We start from the raw sequence: 19,728 nt of genomic DNA, 5'->3' as shown, positions 1-19,728 counted from the left end.
CCCCGCGCGTCGCGGGAAGGCGTCGGCTTTGCCGAGACCTGGTGGGGCAATGCCTGGGTCGCCGCGCTGGAGGGCGGCGCGTTGGATGTGAAGCGGCTGGCTCGGGGGCGGGGGTACGCCGGGCGGGGACAGGTGGACGCGATCACCGTGACACCGGGGCTCGTCCTGGCGTACGTGCGAGGCAGCCGCCCGCGCCCGTACCGGGTGCAGGTGCGTCTGCGTACGTTGGGCGACGCCGACTGGGAGCGGTTCCTGGACGCGGCCGCCGACCGGCCCGGACACATCGCCGCCCTGCTCGACAAGGAACTGCCGCAGTCCCTCGCCGACTGCGGTGTGCCCCTGCTGCCCGGCCCCGGCGACCTCGCACCCCGGTGCAGCTGCCCGGACTCCGGTCACCCCTGCAAGCACGCGGCCGCGCTCTGCTACCAGACGGCACGTCTGCTCGACGCCGATCCCTTCGTACTGCTCCTGCTGCGCGGTCGTGGTGAGCGCGAACTGCTCGACGCGCTGTCCCGGCTGAGCGCCGCCCGTGCGGCCCGCGCCGCGCGCGAGCAGGGACCGGCGCCGCTCCCCGGCGTCCGCGCGTCCGACGCCTTCGCCCCGCGCCGACTCCCGCCGTTGCCGCCGCCGCTGCCGACGCCCCCGCACCCCGAGCAGCCCCCGGTGTACCCGGCGGCCCCGGGCGGCCCCGACCCCTTCGCCCTGGACCAGCTGGCGACGGACGCCGCCGCCCGCGCCCACGCACTGCTCGGCACCGGACGCGACCCGGTCGGCGAGCTGACACTGTGGCAGGACGCGGTACGGCTCGCCGCGGCCCGCCCCGGTTCCGGCCTGACCGCGGGCACGCGCGCGTTGTACGCCTCGCTCGCCTCCGCCGCCGGCCGCACCCCGGCGGAGCTGGCGCGCGCGGTCGCCGCCTGGCGGCAGGGCGGGCTCGACGGGCTCACGGTGCTCGAAGAGCCGTGGGATCCGCCGGCGGGCCGTTTCGACCGGGCCCGGCCGCTCCTGCTCGCCGCCGACCTGCCGGCGTTCCGTCCCTGGCGCAACCGCCTCACCCACCCCAGTGGCCATGTCCAACTCCGGCTGGGCCGCGAAGGCTTGTGGTACGCCTACGAATCGGAGGCGGGCCAGGACGACTGGTGGCCCCGGGGCACCCCCGACCTGGACCCGGTCGGCGCCCTCACCGGCCTCGGCACACCGGACGACCTCTGAGCGACGGCGACGGCACCGGCACCCGCCCCGGCACCGTGCGTTGCGCTACACCTGCTCCTGGGCCTGGGCAATCCGCTTCGCGGCCGCCGCTTCCAGACGGGACGCGCGCAGTCGTTGGCTGTCGGCGACCGCCATTTCCAGGATGTCGATGGCTTCCCGTGTCTGGCCGAGGGCGAGGCGGCACTCGGCCTCCGCGATCCGGTTGGCGATCCCCATGAAGGGCAGGTTGTGCGACTCGGCCAGCCGGTGGCTCTCGGCGTGCAGACCCAGCGCCGCGTCCAGACGGCCCTGGACCCGGGCGATGATGGCGAGGCCACGCAGGGCGGCGCACCTGCCGAGGGGATCGCCGAGTTCCTCGAACGCCTCCAGGGCCGCGCGGCCGGCCACGAGGGCGTCATCGGGTCGATCCTGGTGGAGATTCACCATGAGGGAGCACTGCGCGTTGGCCACGGTCCAGCGGCTCCGGTGCGTGCGCCCGAGCTCGACGGCCCGCCGGTAGAACGCGTTCGCGGTCTCCTTGTCGCCCTGGTAGGCGGCCGCTATCCCGCGGCAGATGACGGTCTCCGCGTGCACCACCGCGTCACCGGCGGCCTCGGCGGCCCGTTCCGCCTCGCTCAGCACGGATTCGGCCTCGTCGAGCCGGCTGATCTGCATGAGCGCGCCGCCGAGCATGTAGCCCATCCGCCCTTGACTGCGCTCGTCCCCGCGGGCGCGCGCCTCGGTGAGCAACTTGCGGGCGGGCTGGATGATCCGGTCCCACTGGTGCGTCTCCTCCAGGAGCGGATCCAGGGCCAGGACGAGGTCCACCGCCAGTCGCAGACAGCCGTCCACCGCCGAGGCCTGCTCGGCGACCGCGAGCACCGGCTCGATCGAGGCGTTGAGCAACTGGTTCGCCTGGCGCCGGGACTCCACCGGGAAACCGGGGCTGTCGGTGGCGCTGAGCTGATCGGCGATCGGGTGCCCGGGCCGGGCGATACGGTACGTGTTACGCGCGGTCGCCAGAAAGTACCCGGTCAGACGCCGCAGGACGGACGAGCGCACCTGCTCCGGGTCCGTCTCCCGGCAGACCTTGCGGGCGAAGGCCCGCAGCAGGTCGTGGTACCGGTAGGTGTACGGCGCCGATGACTCCAGAAGGCTGAGGTCGACGAGTCTTTCCAGCACCGACCGGGTGGCGGCTTCGGGCATCTCCAGGGCGACGGCGGCCCAACGCGCGGTCAGATACGGCCCGTCGGGGTGGGCCAGTTGACGGAAGGCCCGCGCCTCGTCGGGGGTGAGCTGGTCGTAGCCGAGCCGAAAGCTGGCCTCCACACCCAGGTTGGGGGTCGCCAGCTGGTTCAGGAAGTTCGCCTCGTCGGTCAGCTGGTCGACCACCGCCGCGAGGGACCAGGACGGCCTGGTGGCGAGCCTGGCCCCGACGATCCGCAGGGCCAGCGGCAGGTGGCCGCACGCCTCGATGAGTGCCGTCGCCGCCTCCGGCTCCGCCAGCATCCGGGCCTCGCCGATCTGGCCGTACAGCAACTCCCGTGACTCGTCGGGCGAGAGCACGTCGAGGTGCACCCGGATGCCGGCTTCGAGCTCGGCGAGCCGGTTGCGGCTGGTGACCAGGGTCGCGCAGCCCGCGGAGCCAGGCAGCAGGTGCTGGAGCTGCGCGGTGTCGCGGGCGTCGTCCAGGACGACCAGCACCCGGCGTTCGGCGAGCAGGGAGCGGTAGAGGGCGGCGCGTTCCTCCAGCGCGAAGGGGATGGCGTCCGTGGGTGCCCCGAGGGCCCGCAGGAGGGTGTCGAGCACATTGCTCGGCTCGGCCGGGGTCGCCTGCGAGCCGGACAGCCGGGCGTACAACTGGCCGTCGGGGAAGTGACCGCGCACCAGGTGACCCACATGGACGGTGAAGGCCGACTTGCCCAGTCCGCCCATGCCGGTCGTGGCGCCGACCACCGCGCAGGACGTGGCGCCCGCCGTGAGGGCGGCGGTGAGGTGGGCGATCTCGCGGCGCCGGCCGACGTAGTGCAGGACATCCGCGGGCAGTTGGGAGGGGGCGGGCAGGGCCGCGTACCGGGCCGGGGTGCCCCCGAGGCGGGCGTCGGCGCGCAGGATGCGCTGGTGCAGCTCGTCGATGGCCGGGCCGGGAGATATCCCGAGTTCGTCTCTCAGCCGGTGCATGACATCGGCGTACACGGTGAGTGCCTCGGCCTGCCGGCCGGCGCGGTAGAGCGCCAGCATGAGCAGTTCGTGCAGGCGCTCGCGCAGCGGATGCCGGCGTGCGAAGCCCGTCAGCTCGCCGATGACGTCGGTCGGCAGGGGATCGGCGGTCCGCATCGCCTGCTCGGCCCAGAGTTCGCAGGCGCGCAGCCGGGACTCGTCAAGACGGGCGGCCAGCGAGTCCCGCAGAGGCGTGTCGGGCAGTCCGTCGAGGGCGGGGCCGCGCCACAGGTCGAGGGCGTGCCGGAGCCTCGCCGTGGCGTGTTCGTCGGGGACGCGGGTCCCGCCCTCGGCGCTGTGCACCAGGGCGTCGAAGACCCGGCTGTCCACCGTGTCGGGGTCGCCGGTGAGCTGGTAGCCCGAGGCGTGGGTGGTGATCGCGAGGGGGAGACCGGCCAGGCTCTTGCGCAGGGCCGCGACATGTCCCTGGAGGGCCGGCTTCGTGTGCTCGGGGGGCTGCTCACCCCACAGGAGCTCGCAGAACCGCTCCACGGGAACGACCCGGCCGAGCTCCAGTGCCAGCAGTGCCAGTACGGCCTTGCGTTGCGGACCCGCCACGTCGACCGTGCGTCCCGCGTCGTCGCGAAGCTCCACGGGGCCGAGGAGGGCGATACGAAGCGGGCTGATCTGGTTCACCGGGACAGTCAGCCCGAGTACCTCGTCCTCGCGCAAGCTGGACATCCGTTAGATCACCAATGCCGGAATAGAGCGGGCCGGTTCGGTCCGGTCGCGTGTGACGCGTCGAACTCCGCGCCACTGATCCGGCGTTCTCCATGACGGCGGGGGTCACGAGGCTCCACGGCTCAGGGTCTCGTGACCGCCGCGTCAACGCGCGCCGCCGGCGCTCGTCGGCCGCCAAGGACCCGCTGTGCGACGCCTTGGCGGATCCTTGGCGGTTTCTTGGCGACGCCCGCCACTCTCCCGTACGGAACCGGGGCGGCCCCGGGTCGCGAACGGCCCGGAGCCGTCATGGCCGGTTCCCGGCGACCACGTTCGTAAGACCGGCAAGACAGCAAGACCGGCAAGACAGCAAGACCAGGGAGTGTCCGATGTCCGTCCCAAGAGCCACCCTCGACCGCGAGTCGCTCGCCGAACTGCACCGACTGTACGAGGGGCGGTTGCTGCGCGTCGTCGCCCGGCTGACCGGCGATTTCGGCAGAGCCGAGGACATCGTGCAGGAGACGTTCCTGCGGGCCTGGCAGCACCCCCGGGCGTTCGCGGGCGGCGCGGACGCCGCACTGCCCTGGCTGCTGACCGTGGCGAGGCGCCTGACGATCGACCACCACCGGATGCTGTCCCGCCGCGCCCAGGAGGTCGACAGCGAGGAGTCGGTCGAATCCGGCGTCCCGCCCGTGGATCCCTACGACAACGTGCTGCGGGCCTGGGACGTCGCGCGGGTCATGGCCGGCCTGCCGGACCACCACCGGGAGGTGCTGGTCGAGCTGTACTTCGAGGACCGCACCGCCGCCGAGGTCGCGACCCGCATGGGGGTCCCCGTGGGCACGGTGAAGTCCCGCAGCCACTACGCGATGCGCACGCTCCGGCCGATCCTCGTACGACGCGGCCTCGTGCCGCGGTGCGCCTGAAGCGCGGTGGGGACAGCCGTGTTGGCCATGGTCACGAAGAACGCGCTGATCGCACTGATCGCCGCATGCGCGGCGATGCTCCTGCCCCTGCACCGGCATCCGCCGCACAGTACTGAGCGGCAGGACCAGTGCACCTCCATGCGCGTCGAGCCGCAGGACCCTGCCGTTCCCCCCTACGCCGGCGGGACGGCCGATCCCCACACCCTGCCCGTCATCAGCTGGTGCGCGGACGACGCCTCGGCATGGCCGGCCCGCTGAGACATCACCCCGCGGCGAGACGTTCGTAACAGTCGTAGTTGCGCTGAGCGACGATCTTTCCGTCGCGGAACTCCAGGAACGCCGCGATATGGGCGCGCAGTACGTGGCCCGCGCGCAGCTCGCCGAAGGGGACGGCCAGTGTGCCGGACCACGTGACCTCCAGCGCGACCTGGCTGCCGGAGGCCACCGCGTTGATGACGTCGTAGTGCTGGTCGCGGAGCAGCGTGCGGGCCTGTCGCGAGGCGGCCAGGATGTCGGCGAGGCCGCGGACGGTGCCGTCGGGGAACAGGACGTTGGGCAGCTGGGTGTGGACCGTGTCCGCGTGCAGGAACTGCGCGAGCTCTTCCGGCGGGGCCAGTCGACCCACGGCATCGTGATAGCGGACAGCCGTCTGGACATCGGGGTGCTGTGCGATCTCCACCATATGCACAACCATAGTTGCACAACCTAGGTTGCCAAATAGAGACTGGAGTCATGCATCAGCCGCTCGACCCCCGCGATCTGGACACGGGCAGCCTCGCCCTCTTCGTCGGCTTCGCCGCCACCGACGCCGTGCGGGCGGAACTCGCCTCCCAGGGCTTCGGTGACCTGCGGATGTCCCACGGGTACGTGTTCCAGCACCTCATCGACGCCCAGCCCACCATCAGCGACCTCGCGCAGAAGCTCGGCATGACCCAGCAGGGCGCCTCCAAGGCGATCGCGGAACTGGAGCGCCTCGGCTACACCGAACGCCTTCCGGACCCGCGCGACGCCCGCATCCGGCGCGTCGCGTTCACTCGGCGCGGGCGTGAAGCCGTGACCGCCGCCCGCCAAGCCCGGGAACGGCTCGAAGCGCGTCTGCGGGAGCGCTTCGGTGCCACGGCGTTCGACGCCGGCCGCGCCCTGCTCGTCGATCTCCTCGACGAACTCGGCGGCACCCCGGCCGTCCGGCGCCGCGCCGTACGGCCCCCGCAGTGAGAAACCGGACGGCGGTGCGTGCAGCCGGTAGGTGAAGCCGGGCACGGAGGATCTTCGCGAGGCCGCCACAACCTGGGACGCCCTGCGCGGGTTCCGACCCCCGCACGTGAGAATTCGTGCGATGTGAGAGCGTGCAGGGCGTGAGTGAGACACAGACGAACACCCTGCAATACCGCCTGGACGGACCAGAAGACGCACCTGTACTGATCCTGGGTCCCTCACTCGGAACGACCTGGCACATGTGGGACCGGCAGGTGCCGGAACTGGCCCAGCAGTTTCGGGTCTTCCGGTTCGACCTGCCCGGACACGGCGGCGCCCCCGCGTACCCGGCCGGCTCCGTCACCGAGCTGACCGCCCGGCTGCTCGCCACGCTCGACGCGCTCGGCGTGCAGCGCTTCGGCTACGCGGGCTGCGCGCTCGGCGGGGCCGTCGGCATCGAGCTGGCCCTGCGCTGCCCGGAGCGGGTCGCCTCGCTCGCGCTGGTCGCCGCCTCGCCCCGGTTCGGCAGCGCCGACGAGTTCCGGCAGCGCGGGGTGATCGTAAGGACCAACGGTCTTGACCCGATCGCCCGGACCTCGCCCGACCGCTGGTTCACCGGCGGCTTCGTGGCCGCGCAGCCGGCGATCACCGAATGGGCCGTGCAGATGGTGCGCACCACCGACCCCGGCTGCTACATCGCCGCCTGCGAGGCCCTGGCCGGTTTCGACGCGCGGGCCGAGCTGGGCCGGATCGGCGTGCCGACGCTGGTCCTGGTGGGTTCGGACGACCAGGTCACCGGCCCGGCCGAGGCCCGCACCCTGGTGGCCGGCATCCCGGACGCCCGGCTGGCCGTCGTCCCCGGCGCCTCCCACCTGGTGCCGGTGGAGCAGCCGTCGGCCGTCAGCGACCTGCTCGTCCGGCACTTCTCCACCGCCTGGCAGCCCGCCGTCGAATCCGCCACCGGCCAGCTGGCCGTCGTCCCGGCGGCGCCGGTCAGGCCGGTGCCGGCCGTCGCGCCGGTGGCCGGGCCCATCGCCGAGATCGCCCCGGCCGTCGTACCCCTGCTGCCATCGGCGCGGTCCGACACCTACGACACCGGGCTCAAGATCCGCCGCGAGGTGCTCGGCGACGCGCACGTCGACCGGGCGCTGGCGCTGGCCGACGACTTCTCGGGGGATTTCCAGGAGTTCATCACCCGCTACGCGTGGGGCGAGATCTGGGACCGGCCCGGCCTCGACCGGCGTTCGCGCAGCTGCGTCACCCTGACCGCGCTGGTCGCCGGCGGCCACCTGGAGGAGCTCGCCTTCCACACCCGGGCCGCCCTGCGCAACGGGCTGACCCCGGGCGAGATCAAGGAAGTGCTGCTGCAGGCGGCGGTCTACTGCGGGGTACCGGCGGCGAACAGCGCGTTCCGGGTGGCGCAGCAGGTCATCCACGAGGAGACCACGCCGGAGGAGTGAGCATCCGCTCATGGCCGGGGGCAGGATGGGTGCCATGAAGCTCACGAAGAAGTCCCACGCGTGTGTCCGTCTGGAGAAGGACGGGCGCACGCTCGTCCTCGACCCCGGAGGGTTCAGCGAGCCGGACGCCGCGGTCGGCGCGGACGCCGTCCTGGTCACGCACGAGCACCCGGACCACTTCGACGAGGGGCGGCTGCGGGCCGCCATGGAGGCCAACCCGGCGGCCGAGATCTGGACGCTGAAGTCGGTGGCCGACCGGATCGCGGCCGCCTTCCCGGGCCGGGTGCACACGGTCGGCCACGGCGACACCTTCACCGCGGCCGGCTTCGACGTCCAGGTCCACGGCGAGCTGCACGCCGTGATCCACCCGGACATCCCGCGCATCACCAACGTCGGTTACCTGATCGACGCCGGCCGCGTCTTCCACCCCGGCGACGCGCTGACCGTCCCCGACCGGCCGGTGGAGACGCTGATGCTGCCGGTGATGGCCCCCTGGAACAAGATCTCCGAGGTCATCGACTACGTGCGCGAGGTCAAGCCGCAGCGCGCCTACGACGTCCACGACGCCCTGCTCACCGACCTCGCCCGCCCGATCTACGACCGTCAGATCGGCGCCCTGGGCGGCTCGGAGCACCTCAGGCTGACTCCGGGGGAGTCGGCGGACGTCTGAGCCCCACGGCGGGCGGGAGGGCGTTGTCGGTCCCGCCCGGTAGGTTGTCAGGCATGCGCATCGCGACCTGGAACGTGAACTCGATCACCGCTCGCCTGCCGAGGCTGCTGGCCTGGCTGGAGAGCAGCGGCACCGACGTGCTCTGCCTCCAGGAGGCCAAGCTCGCCGAGGAGCAGTTCCCGTTCGACCAGCTGCGCGAACTGGGCTACGAGGCGGCGGTGAACGCGACCGGCCGGTGGAACGGCGTGGCGGTGCTCTCCCGCGTGGGCCTCGCGGACGTCGTCAAGGGCCTGCCGGGCGACCCCGGGTACGAGGGCGTCGTGGAGCCCCGTGCCATCTCGGCGACCTGCGGCCCGGTCCGCGTCTGGTCGGTGTACGTGCCGAACGGCCGCGAGGTGGACCACCCGCACTACGCCTACAAGCTCCAGTGGTTCGAGGCCCTGAAGGCGGCCGTGGCCGGTGACGCGGCGGGCGGCCGCCCGTTCGCGGTCCTCGGCGACTACAACGTGGCGCCGACCGACGACGACGTCTACGACCGGGCCGCCTTCGAGGGCGCCACCCACGTCACCCCCGCCGAGCGCGCCGCCCTGGTCTCGCTGCGCGAGGCGGGCCTGTCCGACGTCGTCCCGCGCCCCCTCAAGTACGAGCACCCGTTCACGTACTGGGACTACCGCCAGCTCTGCTTCCCCAAGAACCGCGGCATGCGCATCGACCTGGTCTACGGCAACGAGCCGTTCGCCAAGGCGGTCAAGGACGCGTACGTCGACCGCGAGGAGCGCAAGGGCAAGGGCGCCTCGGACCACGCGCCGGTCGTGGTCGACCTGGAGGTGTAGAAAGCCGCCGCCCGGCCGCGACACCAGCTCCCGCCCTGTGGTGCGCGCGGCGGTCCGAATGCCACGCTGGGCGTATGAACATCCCTTTTCTGGGCCACAGGCACGACAAGAACCGTCACGCGGTGCTGTCCGCCGACCCCGAGGGTGTCGCGGAGCTCCTGTCCGAGTGCGAGCTGCTCCGCTCCCACGCGTCCCAGGAGGGGGTCCGGCTGGACGACTCGGCGGCCTCGCTGGAGGCGCTCGACCAGCTGGTGCCGCGCTGGCGCGACGACGAGGAGATCCTGCCCCGGCTGGGCAACGACGCAGGCCTGTACCTGGGTACGGTCATCGTGCGCACGGTGTCCGGAGCGAGCTGGGACTTCCGGTCCGACGGGCAGCCCGTCGTACGGCTCGCGTCCGGCCGTGAGTTCGATGTCGTCGCCTCGGGCCGCGCGTGGGCGGCCAGCGGGGTGCCCGAGCTCTCGCAGCTCTACGCCGAGGTGGCGGAAGCGTAAAGGCAAGATAAATACGGCTTATGACTGAAAGGTGCGTGTCGTGCATTAAGTCCGGTTCTGTCCGGATAGTTTGCGGCAACCACGACACAGCTGAGAGTGAGTAGGGCTGCGCATGGCCGTCGATCCCCTGATCGAACCGCGTGACATCGACCAGTACGTCGCAGAGCCCGGGCGCTCGACCGCCCGACCCGGCCCCGGACGAAGGGACTTGTGGCGCAGGCCGTACGGACGGTGCACCGCACCGACACGCTGATCGCGAGAACCTCGACTACGATGTGCCCTTCATCCCTGTGGTGAGGGCGGAGTCACCGAACCGCACCGGGATGAGCGTGCTGCTCCCCGCGGCCGAACCGGGGTGCCGCTGCCGGGTGGGGAGCCCCCCACGGCCACGGGACCGCAGGGGGCAAGCAGTTCACAGGGCCAGGCCCGCCCGGCGGCAGCCGGAGATCACTGCTCGCGCAGCGGGACGTCCACGTAGGACGGGTCGTTGGCCGGCGAGGAGAAGGTCAGCTGCGCGCCGGACGGGTTGTGCTCGATGTAGAGCGGGTCGACCGTGTCCACCACCAGGGCGAGCCGGTGCCCGGCCGGGACGTCGTAGGCCGTGGAGAACAAGTCCAGGTCCACGTCGAACGCCTGGCCGGGTGTCCGGTCGTACCAGGTGTACGGCGCGTTGGTGACCAGCTTGCCGAGGCCGAGCGGCCCTACGTCGTACAGGTACGCGACGAGGGTGCCGCTCTCCTTGGTCGGGGTGAGCGTCGTGTGCAACCGGGCGGTGCCGCGCACCTGTTGGGTGCCGGCGTACCGCTCCGACTGCCAGACCGCGGCCCAACGGCGGGGCAGCAGCGGGATCGAGGCGATCGGCGGGAGCTGGGCGATCTGGTCCAGGATGCTGGACAGGAAGATGACGCCGCCGTCCGCGCCCGAGTCGACATTCGCATGGATCGTGGTGGAGCCCGCCAGGGCGAGCTTGCGACGGGTGGCGCCGACCGACTTCCAGTCCGGGTAGCCCTCGTAGCCGCCGGAGGTACGGGACTTGAGCTGCACCGGCTGCTCGCGGTCGATGCCGTTGTCCACGCCCTTGAGGTAGTGGTCCAGCCACCGCTCGGTGTCGGTCCACACGTCGTTGGGCAGTCCGAACAGGCCGGTGATCTCGGCGGTGGCGTGGTCGCCGGGCCGGAACTCCAGCCGCTTCGGGACTGTCAGCTTCTCGTAGAAGTCGGCGTACTGGTTGGCCGGGAAGATGGTGTCGCCCCAGGCGTTGGCGAGCAGGAGCGCCGGGTTGTTCCGGTTGAGCTGGTCGACGTACGTCCCGACAGAACGCTTCTTCCCCCACTCGACGAGTTCCTGCTCCTTGCTCAGGTTGGAGGCGTAGAAGTCGTCGAAGACCTGCCGGACTTCGGGACTCTCGCGGCCGGTGACGGTTCCGGCGCCGTCCAGCATGGCCGCCGCCTGGACGTGCTGGGTGCGGCCGGAGTAGATGGAGCCGATCAGGTCGGCCCAGCCGCTGAGCGCGGCGACCGCCTTGATGCGCGGGTCGTGGGCGGCGGCGAGCAGGCTGATGCCGGCGCCGTAGGAGACCCCGGCCATGCCGATGTGCCGCGAGTCGGCCGGTGTGTTGGCCAGCGCCCAGTCGATGACCTTGGAGGCGTCCGCTATGTCGGGCGGACCCGCCACTTCTATCTGGCCGCCGGACTGCCAGAAACCGCGCACGTTGTACGTGAGCACGATGTAGCCGGCGTCGGCGAGCTTCTGTGCCTGCGCGAGGTACTCGACCTGGGGCAGGCCCCAGCTCGTGGGCAGCACGATGAGCGGGTAGCGGTGCGAGGCGTCGGCTCCGGCCGGGGTGATGACGTTCGCCTTGAGGGCCGTGCCGCCGTCGCCGGTGATGTCGACGAAGCGGACGGAGCCCGCGGCCTGGGCCGCCGGGGCCAGTCCGACTACGGTTCCGGCGATCAGAGCCGCCGAGACGGCTCCCGCGGCAGCGGTGCGCAAGGTGGTGCGACCGTGTCCCATGGGGTCACTCCTCACTCGTGTCAGTGCAAAGTGACCCGACGGTAACCGCCACCCCTTACCGCAAGTAACCCGTCGGTAAGTTACGTGCCGGTAAAGTTTGTTGGGCGGTACCGGCCCTTACGAGGCCCGGTGCGAGGCCCGCGTGGTCTCCACCGCGGGCAGCGGCGCCTGCGCGGCCCGCGTCACGTCCGCTACCAGCTCGACGACGTCCGGCCCGTACGCCTGCGAGTTGACCACCTTCAGCAGCAGGACGAACGTGCCGCCGCCGTGCTTGCGGGCCAGCCGCTCGTGGTTGCGGGCCAGGTAGCGGGTCGCCGCCTGGTTGGTGATGGCGCGCTGCCCGCAGAAGAGGAACACCGGCCGTGCGTCACGGCGTTCGCCGGCGGTGAGGCGGGCCAGCAGGACGTACTCCGTGACGCCCGCCTCCAGGCGGTAGCGCTCGCTGCCGATCTGGAAGGCGCCGCGGTCCGGGCCCGGTTCCGGGTCTATGTTGACCCGCACGCCCGGCAGCATCGCCGACATGTGGGCCAGCATCCGGCGGTTCGACCCGGGACCGCCCACACAGAACTCGGTGCGGTCGCCGAAGCTCTGCTGGACGTTGTCCTGGGTCACCATCTGCAGATGCGCCCCGCAGTCCTTGATCAGCGCGGCGAGCTCCAGGAGGGCGAACACGTCGAAACGGTGGACCGCGGGCTCGGAGGTGGCCGGGTCGCGGTTGACGACGAGCAGTGATTCCGAGTTCTGCGGAAGCCCCAGGAACGCTTGTTTGCGCCCCAGCTTCCGCTTCCACAGGTAGGTGCGGGCCAGCCAGCCGAGCGCGGCACTGATGCCGGCGGCCACCACGCCGAGGACGATATTGCGCACGTCGTCATTCATGGGCGCGCATGGTAGCGGGCCCACGTGACCTGTACGTACCCGTGTTCGACATGTGAATCTGGTAGGAGGGCAGCGGGCAGGGGCTGTCGGGCCCCCGCCAATCTGGCTACGCTGCGCGGACGGTCTGGGCGGGCGCCGCTGCACAGGCGCACCGCTCCATCAAGGCTGCCTGGAGGTGCGGATGCGTCGCTCTGTCACACGGAAACTGGCGGTCCTGGCGGTCTCGGCCGCCGTGGTGTCGGTCGGGGCCGCGGCCCCACCCGGCTCGACGAGCGGCACCGCCGAGAAGGTTCCGGTGGCCGTCGGCTACGGCGGCGCGGTCGCCAGCGTCGACGCGGACGCCTCCGCCGCCGGCATCGAGGTCCTGCGCAAGGGCGGCAACGCGGTCGACGCCGCCGTCGCCACGGCCGCCGCGCTCGGCGTCACCGAGCCCTACTCCTCCGGCATCGGCGGAGGCGGCTACTTCGTCTATTACGACGCCCGGTCCCGTACGGTCCACACCCTCGACGGACGCGAGACCGCGCCGCAGACCGCCGGCACCGACCTCTTCCTGGAGAACGGCAAGCCCCTCGCCTTCGCCGACGCCGTCAGCAGCGGCCTGAGCGTCGGCACCCCGGGCACGCCCGCCACCTGGCAGCGGGCCCTGGACGAGTGGGGCAGCCGCAACCTCCGTACGGTCCTCGGGCCCGCCGAGCGGATCGCCCGGGACGGGTTCACCGTGGACGACACCTTCCGCTCCCAGACCGCCGCCAACGAGGCGCGCTTCCGCTACTTCCCGGACACCGCCCGGCTGTTCCTGCCCGGCGGACAGCTCCCGGTGGTCGGCTCCACCTTCAAGAACCCCGATCTCGCCCGCACCTACGAGGAGTTGGGCCGCAAGGGCACCGGCGCGATCTACCACGGCGACCTCGGCGAGGACATCGTCGACACCGTGAACAACCCGCCCGTGGACCCGGGTTCCGGCTGGAACGCCCGCCCCGGCAAGCTCACCACCGCCGACCTCCGGGACTACCGCGCCAAGCTCCAGGCGCCCACCAGGACCTCGTACCGCGGACTGAAGGTCTACTCGATCGCGCCCTCCTCCTCGGGCGGCACCACGGTCGGCGAGGCCCTCAACATCCTGGAGAACACCGACCTTTCGAAGGCCTCCGAGACGCAGTACCTGCACCACTTCATCGAGGCGAGCCGCATCGCCTTCGCGGACCGCGGGCGCTGGGTCGGCGACCCCGCCTTCGAGGACGTACCGACCAGGGACCTGCTCGCGCAGCGGTACGCCGACACGCGGGCCTGCCTGATCAAGGACGACGCGGTGCTCACCAGCCCGCTGGCGCCCGGGGATCCGCGTCATCCGGTGCCGTGCGCGACGGGCGGGACGGCGGCCCCGACGACGTTCGAGGGCGAGAACACCACGCATCTCACGGTCGCCGACAAGTGGGGCGACGTCGTCTCCTACACCCTGACCATCGAGCAGACCGGCGGCAGTGCGATCACCGTCCCCGGCCGGGGCTTCCTGCTCAACAACGAGCTGACCGACTTCTCCTTCGCCCCGGCCAACCCGGCCGTGCACGACCCGAACCTGCCCGGGCCCGGCAAGCGGCCGCGCTCCTCGATCTCGCCGACCATCGTGCTGGACCGGCACGACCGGCCGGTGGTGGCGGTGGGTTCACCTGGCGGCGCGACCATCATCACCACCGTGCTGCAGGTCCTGACCGAGTTCGTCGACCGGCATCTGCCGCTGGTCGACGCGATCGCCGCACCGCGCGCCAGCCAGCGCAACGCGGCCCAGACCGAGCTCGAACCGGGCCTCTACAACAGCGACCTGAGAACGCGCCTGGAAGCCATCGGCCACAGCTTCAAGCCGAACCCGGAGATCGGTGCCGCGACCGGCGTCCAGCGACTGCCGAACGGCAAGTGGCTGGCCGCGGCCGAGACGGTGCGCCGCGGCGGCGGCTCGGCCCAGGTGGTGGTCCCGGCGCCGTAGTGCCGTAGGACGGGCTTCGCCGTAGGGCGGGCGGTGACGCGGTGAGCGAGTGGCGCCGCGTCACTGCCCGGGGCCGGACGGCGGCTCCGGGGTCTCGCCCCCGGGTCCGCCCTTCCCGGCGTCCGGCGCGGTGCCGCTCGCCTCGGTCACCGGCACGGCCTCGCTCGGCCGCGGTGCCTTGGCGGGGAACACGAGGTTTCCGTCCGCCACGTCCACCGTCACCTCGCTGCCCTCGCCGATGCGGCCGTCGAGGAGCAGCCGGGACAGCTGGTTGTCGATCTCGCGCTGGATGGTGCGGCGCAGCGGGCGGGCGCCGTACTCCGGCTGGTAGCCGCGGTCGGCGAGCCAGCCGACGGCCGCGTCGGTGAACCGGACGTCGATGCCCTGGGCGTGCACCAGCCGACGGGTCCGCTCCAGCAGCAGGTTCGTGATCTGCCGCAGCTGCTCGACGGTGAGCTGGCGGAACACGACGATCTCGTCGATGCGGTTGAGGAACTCCGGCCGGAAGTGCTCGCGCAGCGGCCGCAGGATCCGCTCGCGCCGCGCCTCCTCGTCGGCCTCGTCGCCCCCGGGCCCGAACCCGATCCCGGCACCGCGCCGGGTGATCACCTCGGAGCCGAGGTTGCTGGTCATCACGATGACCGTGTTGGTGAAGTCCACCGTGCGGCCCTGCGAGTCGGTCAGCCGCCCGTCGTCCAGCACCTGCAGCAAGATGTTGAAGACGTCCGGGTGCGCCTTCTCGACCTCGTCGAGCAGGAGCAGCGAGTACGGGTGCCGGCGCACCACCTCGGTGAGCTGACCGGCCTCCTCGTGCCCGACGTACCCGGGCGGGGCGCCGACCAGCCGGGAGACGGTGTGCCGCTCCTGGTACTCGCTCATGTCCAGGCGGACCATCCGGTCCTCGCTGCCGAACAGCACCTCGGCGAGCGCGCGGGCCAGCTCGGTCTTGCCGACGCCGGTCGGACCGAGGAACAGGAAGCTGCCGATCGGCCGGTCCGGGCTCGCGAGCCCGGCGCGGGAGCGCATCACGGCCTCCGCCACGGCGCCGACCGCCGCCTCCTGCCCGATCACCCGCTGGTGCAGGTGCTCCTCCAGGCCGAGCAGGCGCTCCTTCTCCTCCTGGGTCAGGCGACTGACCGGGACGCCGGTCAGCCGGGACACCACCTCGGCAACGGCCTCCGCCGTCACCTCCAGGTCCTGCCCCTCGTCGGCCTTGTCGTCGCCCGAGGTCTCCGTGATCCGCTGCTTCAGCCCGGCGATCCGGTCGCGCAGCTGCGTGGCCTGCTCGTACTGCTCGTCCGCGACCGCCTGGTCCTTGTCCCGCGTGAGCTGCTCGACCTCGCGCTCCATGGCGCGCACGTCGGTGCCCTTCGTCCGGGCGCCCAGGCGTACGCGCGCGCCCGCCTGGTCGATGAGGTCGATGGCCTTGTCCGGCAGCCGCCGGTCGGTGAGGTACCGGTCGGACAGCTCCACGGCGGCCACCAGGGCCTCGTCGGTGTAGCGGACCTGGTGGTGGGCCTCGTAGCGGTCGCGCAGCCCGCGCAGGATCTCGATCGCGTCCGGGACCGTCGGCTCGGGCACCAGGATCGGCTGGAACCGCCGGGCGAGCGCCGCGTCCTTCTCGATCCGGCGGAACTCCTCCAGTGTCGTCGCGCCCACGATGTGCAGCTCGCCGCGGGCCAGGGCGGGCTTGAGGATGTTGCCCGCGTCCATCGAACCGCCCTCGCCGCCCCCGCCGGCGCCGACCACGGTGTGCAGCTCGTCGATGAAGACGATCAGCTGGTCGGAGTGGGCCCGGATCTCGCTCACGATGTTGTTCAGCCGCTCCTCGAAGTCGCCCCGGAAGCGGGTGCCGGCCACCACGCCGGGCAGGTCGAGGGCGACGACTCGGCGGCCGGTGAGGATGTCGGGCACGTCCCCGTCGGCGATCCGCTCGGCGAGCCCCTCCACGATCGCGGTCTTGCCGACGCCCGCGTCACCGATCAGTACCGGGTTGTTCTTGCCGCGCCGGGACAGCACCTCGATGGTCTGCTCGATCACGTCGTCCCGCCCGATGACCGGGTCGACGCGACCCTCCCGGGCCAGCTCGGTCAGATCGCGGCCGTACTTGTCCAGGGTCGGCGTCGAGGTGGGCCGCTGCCGTTCGGTCCCGGTGCGGATCCGGTCGGCCTCCGCCGTCTCGGGGGGCATCCCGCCCGCCGCGAAATGGGCGGCGCTCAGGATGTGCCCGGCGGCCGAGTCCGGGTTCGCGGCGAGGGCGCTGAGCACGTGCTCCGGGCCGATGTACCCGGCGCCGCTCGCCCGGGCCAGGTCGTGCGCGTCCAGGAGCGCGCGCTTGACGGCCGGGGTCAGGGCCAGCGAGGTGGGCGGCGGGGCCTTGTCCGGCGGGTGCTGCACCGGGCCGGACCGGGCGTCGATCTCCGACGCCAGGGAGTCCGGGTCCGCGCCCGCGCGGCTGAGCAGGCTCCGGGTGGGCTCGGCGGCGAGCGCCGCGCGCAGCAGGTGCTGGGTGTCCAGGTCCCGGCTGCCGTGTTCGGCGGCGTACTGGGCCGCGCCCCGCACGAGTTCCCTGGCGGGCTGGCTCAGCAGCCGGCCCATGTCGATCGGGCGGGGCCCCTGCTGGGGGCCGCCCGCGCCGAAGAAGCGGGACAGGAATTCACCGAAGGGGTCGGGAGGGTAGCCGTTGGTCATGGCGTTCCGTTCCTTTGGTGCGTGTTCATAACACCTTGGCACGGATGTCTGCGCCTGGCACGCGCGGGGAGCGGCCGCCGTTCGGGGGCTCGTACGGACACGGCGGCCACGGTGCTCTGGGACCGGTCGCGCGGTTCCCCGCGCCCCTTCGGCTCAGTGCCGTGCCGTGAGGATCCTCGGGCCCTCGTCGGTGATCGCCACCGTGTGCTCCACGTGTGCCGCGCGGGAGCCGTCCGTCGTCCGCAGGGTCCAGCCGTCCGGCGCCGCGTAGTAGCCGTCCTCGCCGCCGGCGGTCAGCATCGGCTCGATCGCCAGGACCATGCCGTGGCGCAGCGGGAGGCCGCGGCCCGGCCGGCCCTCGTTCGGTACGCCGGGGTCCTCGTGCATGTGGCGGCCGATCCCGTGGCCGCCGAAGCCGTCCGGGATGCCGTATCCGGCCGCCCGGCACACGGAGCCGACGGCGTGCGCGATGTCGCCGATGCGGTTGCCGACGACGGCCGCCTCGATACCCGCGGCCAGGGCCCGCTCGGCGGTCTCGATGAGGTGCACGTCCGCCGGGCGCGGCCGGCCCACGGTGAAGCTGATCGCCGAGTCGCCGACCCAGCCGTCCAGTTCGGCGCCGCAGTCGATGGAGACCAGGTCGCCGTCGCGCAGGCGGTAGCGGTCGGGGATGCCGTGCACGATCGCGTCGTTGACGGAGGCGCAGACGACCGCGGGGAAGGGGGTGGGCGCGAAGGAGGGGCGGTAGCCGAGGAAGGGCGAGGTGGCGCCCGCCTCGTCCAGTACCCGGCGCGCCACCGCGTCCAGTTCCAGCAGGGACACACCGACGCGCGCGGCCTGCCGTACGGCCGTCAGGGCGCGGCCGACGACCTGGCCCGCGGCGTGCATCGCGTCGAGGGACGTGTTCGACTTCAGTTCCACCATGCCAATTACTATACCGGTATTAGAATGGTGGCATGGTACGCACCCCACTCACCCCCGAAGAACGCGAACGCGGCGAGCGGCTCGGGCAGTTGCTGCGCGAGGCGCGCGGCGGCCGGAGCATGGCGGACGTCGCGGCGGAGGCGGGGATCTCCGCGGAGACGCTCCGCAAGATCGAGACGGGGCGTGCGCCGACCCCGGCGTTCTTCACCGTCGCCGCGCTGGCCCGCGCCCTCGGGCTGTCCATGGACGACCTGGTGGGGCGGTGCGTCCTGCTGAAGGCGTGAGCGCTGAAGCCTGAGTGCGGGCCGAAGGTTCGGGCCCGTTCGGCCGCGCGTCGCCGTCGCTCCGAAAACTCCCCGTAGCCGGTTCGTAACACGACTGGTGTTTTCTACGGAACCAGAGTGCTCCGGTCTGGCGGGAGTTGAGCAATGGCAGCGGATCAACTCCCGGACAGGGTGCGGGAGTTCGTGGACTACCTGGACGGCCTTCTGGCGCGCCTGAATCCCGACGGCGGGTGGTGCGCGGTGTTCTGGCGGCGGGATCCGGAGGGCATGCGGGCCTGTCTCGACGGGCGCGAGGTCCCGCCGTGGGACGTCGTGGAGGCCCTGCTGCTGGACCTCGCCGCCGACTACGGTGCCGCGGTCTTCGGGCCGGAGCGGGAACACGCCCGCGCGCTGCACGCGGCCGCCCTGACCGCGTACGACGACCGGCCCGACGGACGCCACGCCCTCGGGGACCGGCTCGACGTCATGCTCCGCGAACGGCGCTACGCGGCCGAACGGCACGCCGAACTCGGGCGCTTACTGGCCGCCGCCACCACCCGCGAGGAGGCCGACGCCCTCCACGTCGACCTGGCCTGGGCCCAGGACGACCACGAACGCGCCACGGCCCGCTGCGCGGAACTCCGTGACCGCATGACCGACTGGGACGACCGAGAGGCCGAGGACCGAGCCCGCCAGGCCCGAACGGGAGCCCCTGCGCCCGGCGCCCCCGGCGCATACGGCCCCGGCCCACGCGCCGGACGCGGAGCCGCTGACCCGCGGCGAGCCGCACACGGCGAGTACGTCCGCGGACCGCACGCCGGCCGTGCCGGTGCCGGCGCCGCCGGTACGGCTCCTGCCGGTGGGGAGGGGCTGCGGGGAGGCGTGCGCGGTGAGTACGGTGTCCGGCCCGGTGCCGGTGCCGGCAGTGGCGCCGGTACGGCCTCCGCCCCGGAGGGCAGGTCGACGCGTGGCCCCGGCGGGTACGCCGCCCCTGGGGTCCGCCTGAGCGCCACCGGCGCCACTGGCGCCGCAGGCGGGGCCGCTGACGTGGCGGAGGGAGTGTGGGGAAATGCCCCTGGCGCGTACACCCCCGGGTCGTCTGCCCCGCACCGCGCCTCCGCCGTCCCTGAAGCCGCGATCCACGACTTCAGCGCCCCTGAGCCGCCCTCCGGGCCCGGCTTCGGCGACTCCGTTCCGCCCTCCTCGTCCGGCGCTTCCGCCTCCGTGTCTCCCTCCCCGCCCGGCGTCGGCGCCTCCGTGCCGGCATCTCCGCCCGGCGTCGGCGGCTTCGCGCCGTCCTCTCCGCCCGGCGCCGACGCCTCCGTGCCCGGC

Annotated in this window: 16 protein-coding genes and 1 pseudogene; 11 read left to right on the top strand and 6 right to left on the bottom strand. The window is 72.6% G+C overall.

Features of this window, described 5'->3' with window-relative positions:
* Positions 1 to 1,212, top strand: a 1,212-nt coding sequence (locus IPZ69_RS42200; protein WP_235460145.1) for an SWIM zinc finger family protein, incomplete at its 5' end; no start/stop codon positions are given.
* Between the two features lie 45 nt (positions 1,213 to 1,257).
* Here IPZ69_RS42200 and IPZ69_RS42195 read toward each other — a convergent pair.
* Positions 1,258 to 4,092, bottom strand: coding sequence for an AfsR/SARP family transcriptional regulator (locus IPZ69_RS42195; protein ID WP_235460143.1), 2,835 nt, complete (start codon positions 4,090 to 4,092; stop codon positions 1,258 to 1,260).
* Between the two features lie 368 nt (positions 4,093 to 4,460).
* Here IPZ69_RS42195 and IPZ69_RS42190 point away from each other — a divergent pair, with 368 nt between their 5' ends.
* Positions 4,461 to 4,997 (top strand): sigma-70 family RNA polymerase sigma factor, encoded by a 537-nt coding sequence (locus tag IPZ69_RS42190; protein WP_235460141.1) that lies wholly within the window; start codon positions 4,461 to 4,463, stop codon positions 4,995 to 4,997.
* A 27-nt stretch (positions 4,998 to 5,024) separates the two neighbouring features.
* Entirely contained in the window at positions 5,025 to 5,255 is a 231-nt protein-coding gene (locus IPZ69_RS42185) for a hypothetical protein (protein WP_235460139.1), read from the top strand.
* 4 nt (positions 5,256 to 5,259) lie between these two features.
* Here IPZ69_RS42185 and IPZ69_RS42180 read toward each other — a convergent pair whose 3' ends face one another.
* On the bottom strand, positions 5,260 to 5,679 hold the full coding sequence (locus tag IPZ69_RS42180) for a nuclear transport factor 2 family protein (protein ID WP_235460138.1): 420 nt from the start codon (positions 5,677 to 5,679) through the stop codon (positions 5,260 to 5,262).
* Between the two features lie 50 nt (positions 5,680 to 5,729).
* On the opposite strand from IPZ69_RS42180, the gene IPZ69_RS42175 reads away from it, so the two are divergent.
* The 5 genes from IPZ69_RS42175 (at position 5,730) to IPZ69_RS42155 (ending at position 9,648) form a co-directional block, all read left to right on the top strand.
* Positions 5,730 to 6,212 carry a MarR family winged helix-turn-helix transcriptional regulator gene (locus IPZ69_RS42175; protein WP_235460135.1) on the top strand — a complete coding sequence of 161 codons (483 nt, stop codon included), beginning with the start codon at positions 5,730 to 5,732 and terminating at the stop codon, positions 6,210 to 6,212.
* A 140-nt stretch (positions 6,213 to 6,352) separates the two neighbouring features.
* Entirely contained in the window at positions 6,353 to 7,651 is a 1,299-nt protein-coding gene (pcaDC, locus tag IPZ69_RS42170) for a bifunctional 3-oxoadipate enol-lactonase/4-carboxymuconolactone decarboxylase PcaDC (RefSeq protein WP_235460134.1), read from the top strand.
* A gap of 34 nt (positions 7,652 to 7,685) precedes the next feature.
* A complete protein-coding gene (locus IPZ69_RS42165; RefSeq protein ID WP_235460132.1) occupies positions 7,686 to 8,321 on the top strand; it encodes an MBL fold metallo-hydrolase in 636 nt (211 codons plus the stop codon).
* A gap of 53 nt (positions 8,322 to 8,374) precedes the next feature.
* Positions 8,375 to 9,154 carry an exodeoxyribonuclease III gene (locus IPZ69_RS42160; protein ID WP_235460131.1) on the top strand — a complete coding sequence of 260 codons (780 nt, stop codon included), beginning with the start codon at positions 8,375 to 8,377 and terminating at the stop codon, positions 9,152 to 9,154.
* Between the two features lie 74 nt (positions 9,155 to 9,228).
* Positions 9,229 to 9,648 (top strand): DUF6278 family protein, encoded by a 420-nt coding sequence (locus IPZ69_RS42155; RefSeq protein WP_235460130.1) that lies wholly within the window; start codon positions 9,229 to 9,231, stop codon positions 9,646 to 9,648.
* 447 nt (positions 9,649 to 10,095) lie between these two features.
* Here the strand turns inward: IPZ69_RS42155 and IPZ69_RS42150 are convergent, their stop codons facing one another.
* Positions 10,096 to 11,661 (bottom strand): alpha/beta fold hydrolase, encoded by a 1,566-nt coding sequence (locus IPZ69_RS42150; protein ID WP_235460129.1) that lies wholly within the window; start codon positions 11,659 to 11,661, stop codon positions 10,096 to 10,098.
* 117 nt (positions 11,662 to 11,778) lie between these two features.
* A complete protein-coding gene (locus IPZ69_RS42145) occupies positions 11,779 to 12,537 on the bottom strand; it encodes a hypothetical protein (RefSeq protein WP_235460128.1) in 759 nt (252 codons plus the stop codon).
* 181 nt (positions 12,538 to 12,718) lie between these two features.
* On the opposite strand from IPZ69_RS42145, the gene ggt reads away from it, so the two are divergent.
* Positions 12,719 to 14,518 (top strand): gamma-glutamyltransferase, encoded by a 1,800-nt coding sequence (ggt, locus tag IPZ69_RS42140; protein WP_235460127.1) that lies wholly within the window; start codon positions 12,719 to 12,721, stop codon positions 14,516 to 14,518.
* A gap of 60 nt (positions 14,519 to 14,578) precedes the next feature.
* Here the strand turns inward: ggt and IPZ69_RS42135 are convergent, their stop codons facing one another.
* Together IPZ69_RS42135 and map are read right to left on the bottom strand one after the other, a co-directional pair.
* Positions 14,579 to 17,209 carry an ATP-dependent Clp protease ATP-binding subunit gene (locus IPZ69_RS42135; protein ID WP_235460126.1) on the bottom strand — a complete coding sequence of 877 codons (2,631 nt, stop codon included), beginning with the start codon at positions 17,207 to 17,209 and terminating at the stop codon, positions 14,579 to 14,581.
* A gap of 153 nt (positions 17,210 to 17,362) precedes the next feature.
* Positions 17,363 to 18,133: a type I methionyl aminopeptidase gene (gene map / locus IPZ69_RS42130; RefSeq protein ID WP_235460125.1), complete on the bottom strand. Its 771-nt coding sequence runs from the start codon at positions 18,131 to 18,133 to the stop codon at positions 17,363 to 17,365.
* Between the two features lie 32 nt (positions 18,134 to 18,165).
* Between map and IPZ69_RS42125 the strand changes: the two genes are divergently transcribed.
* Positions 18,166 to 18,417 carry a helix-turn-helix domain-containing protein gene (locus tag IPZ69_RS42125; RefSeq protein ID WP_235460124.1) on the top strand — a complete coding sequence of 84 codons (252 nt, stop codon included), beginning with the start codon at positions 18,166 to 18,168 and terminating at the stop codon, positions 18,415 to 18,417.
* A 144-nt stretch (positions 18,418 to 18,561) separates the two neighbouring features.
* Positions 18,562 to 19,728: pseudogene (locus tag IPZ69_RS42120) on the top strand (hypothetical protein); the annotation flags it as partial.

Source organism: Streptomyces olivochromogenes (assembly GCF_021538895.1).
Taxonomy (GTDB): Bacteria; Actinomycetota; Actinomycetes; order Streptomycetales; family Streptomycetaceae; genus Streptomyces; species Streptomyces olivochromogenes_A.
Note: the sequence above shows the minus strand (reverse complement) of the source record. Positions and strands in the feature narration are given on the sequence as shown.

What these genes read in the sequence shown, in the direction of transcription:
- IPZ69_RS42195 (WP_235460143.1), bottom strand. Translation starts at nt 4,092, where the DNA reads ATGTCCAGCTTGCGCGAGGACGAGGTACTCGGGCTGACTGTCCCGGTG.
- IPZ69_RS42190 (WP_235460141.1), top strand. Translation starts at nt 4,461, where the DNA reads ATGTCCGTCCCAAGAGCCACCCTCGACCGCGAGTCGCTCGCCGAACTG.
- IPZ69_RS42185 (WP_235460139.1), top strand. Translation starts at nt 5,025, where the DNA reads ATGGTCACGAAGAACGCGCTGATCGCACTGATCGCCGCATGCGCGGCG.
- IPZ69_RS42180 (WP_235460138.1), bottom strand. Translation starts at nt 5,679, where the DNA reads ATGGTGGAGATCGCACAGCACCCCGATGTCCAGACGGCTGTCCGCTAT.
- IPZ69_RS42175 (WP_235460135.1), top strand. Translation starts at nt 5,730, where the DNA reads ATGCATCAGCCGCTCGACCCCCGCGATCTGGACACGGGCAGCCTCGCC.
- IPZ69_RS42165 (WP_235460132.1), top strand. Translation starts at nt 7,686, where the DNA reads ATGAAGCTCACGAAGAAGTCCCACGCGTGTGTCCGTCTGGAGAAGGAC.
- IPZ69_RS42160 (WP_235460131.1), top strand. Translation starts at nt 8,375, where the DNA reads ATGCGCATCGCGACCTGGAACGTGAACTCGATCACCGCTCGCCTGCCG.
- IPZ69_RS42155 (WP_235460130.1), top strand. Translation starts at nt 9,229, where the DNA reads ATGAACATCCCTTTTCTGGGCCACAGGCACGACAAGAACCGTCACGCG.
- IPZ69_RS42150 (WP_235460129.1), bottom strand. Translation starts at nt 11,661, where the DNA reads ATGGGACACGGTCGCACCACCTTGCGCACCGCTGCCGCGGGAGCCGTC.
- IPZ69_RS42145 (WP_235460128.1), bottom strand. Translation starts at nt 12,537, where the DNA reads ATGAATGACGACGTGCGCAATATCGTCCTCGGCGTGGTGGCCGCCGGC.
- ggt (WP_235460127.1), top strand. Translation starts at nt 12,719, where the DNA reads ATGCGTCGCTCTGTCACACGGAAACTGGCGGTCCTGGCGGTCTCGGCC.
- IPZ69_RS42135 (WP_235460126.1), bottom strand. Translation starts at nt 17,209, where the DNA reads ATGACCAACGGCTACCCTCCCGACCCCTTCGGTGAATTCCTGTCCCGC.
- map (WP_235460125.1), bottom strand. Translation starts at nt 18,133, where the DNA reads ATGGTGGAACTGAAGTCGAACACGTCCCTCGACGCGATGCACGCCGCG.
- IPZ69_RS42125 (WP_235460124.1), top strand. Translation starts at nt 18,166, where the DNA reads ATGGTACGCACCCCACTCACCCCCGAAGAACGCGAACGCGGCGAGCGG.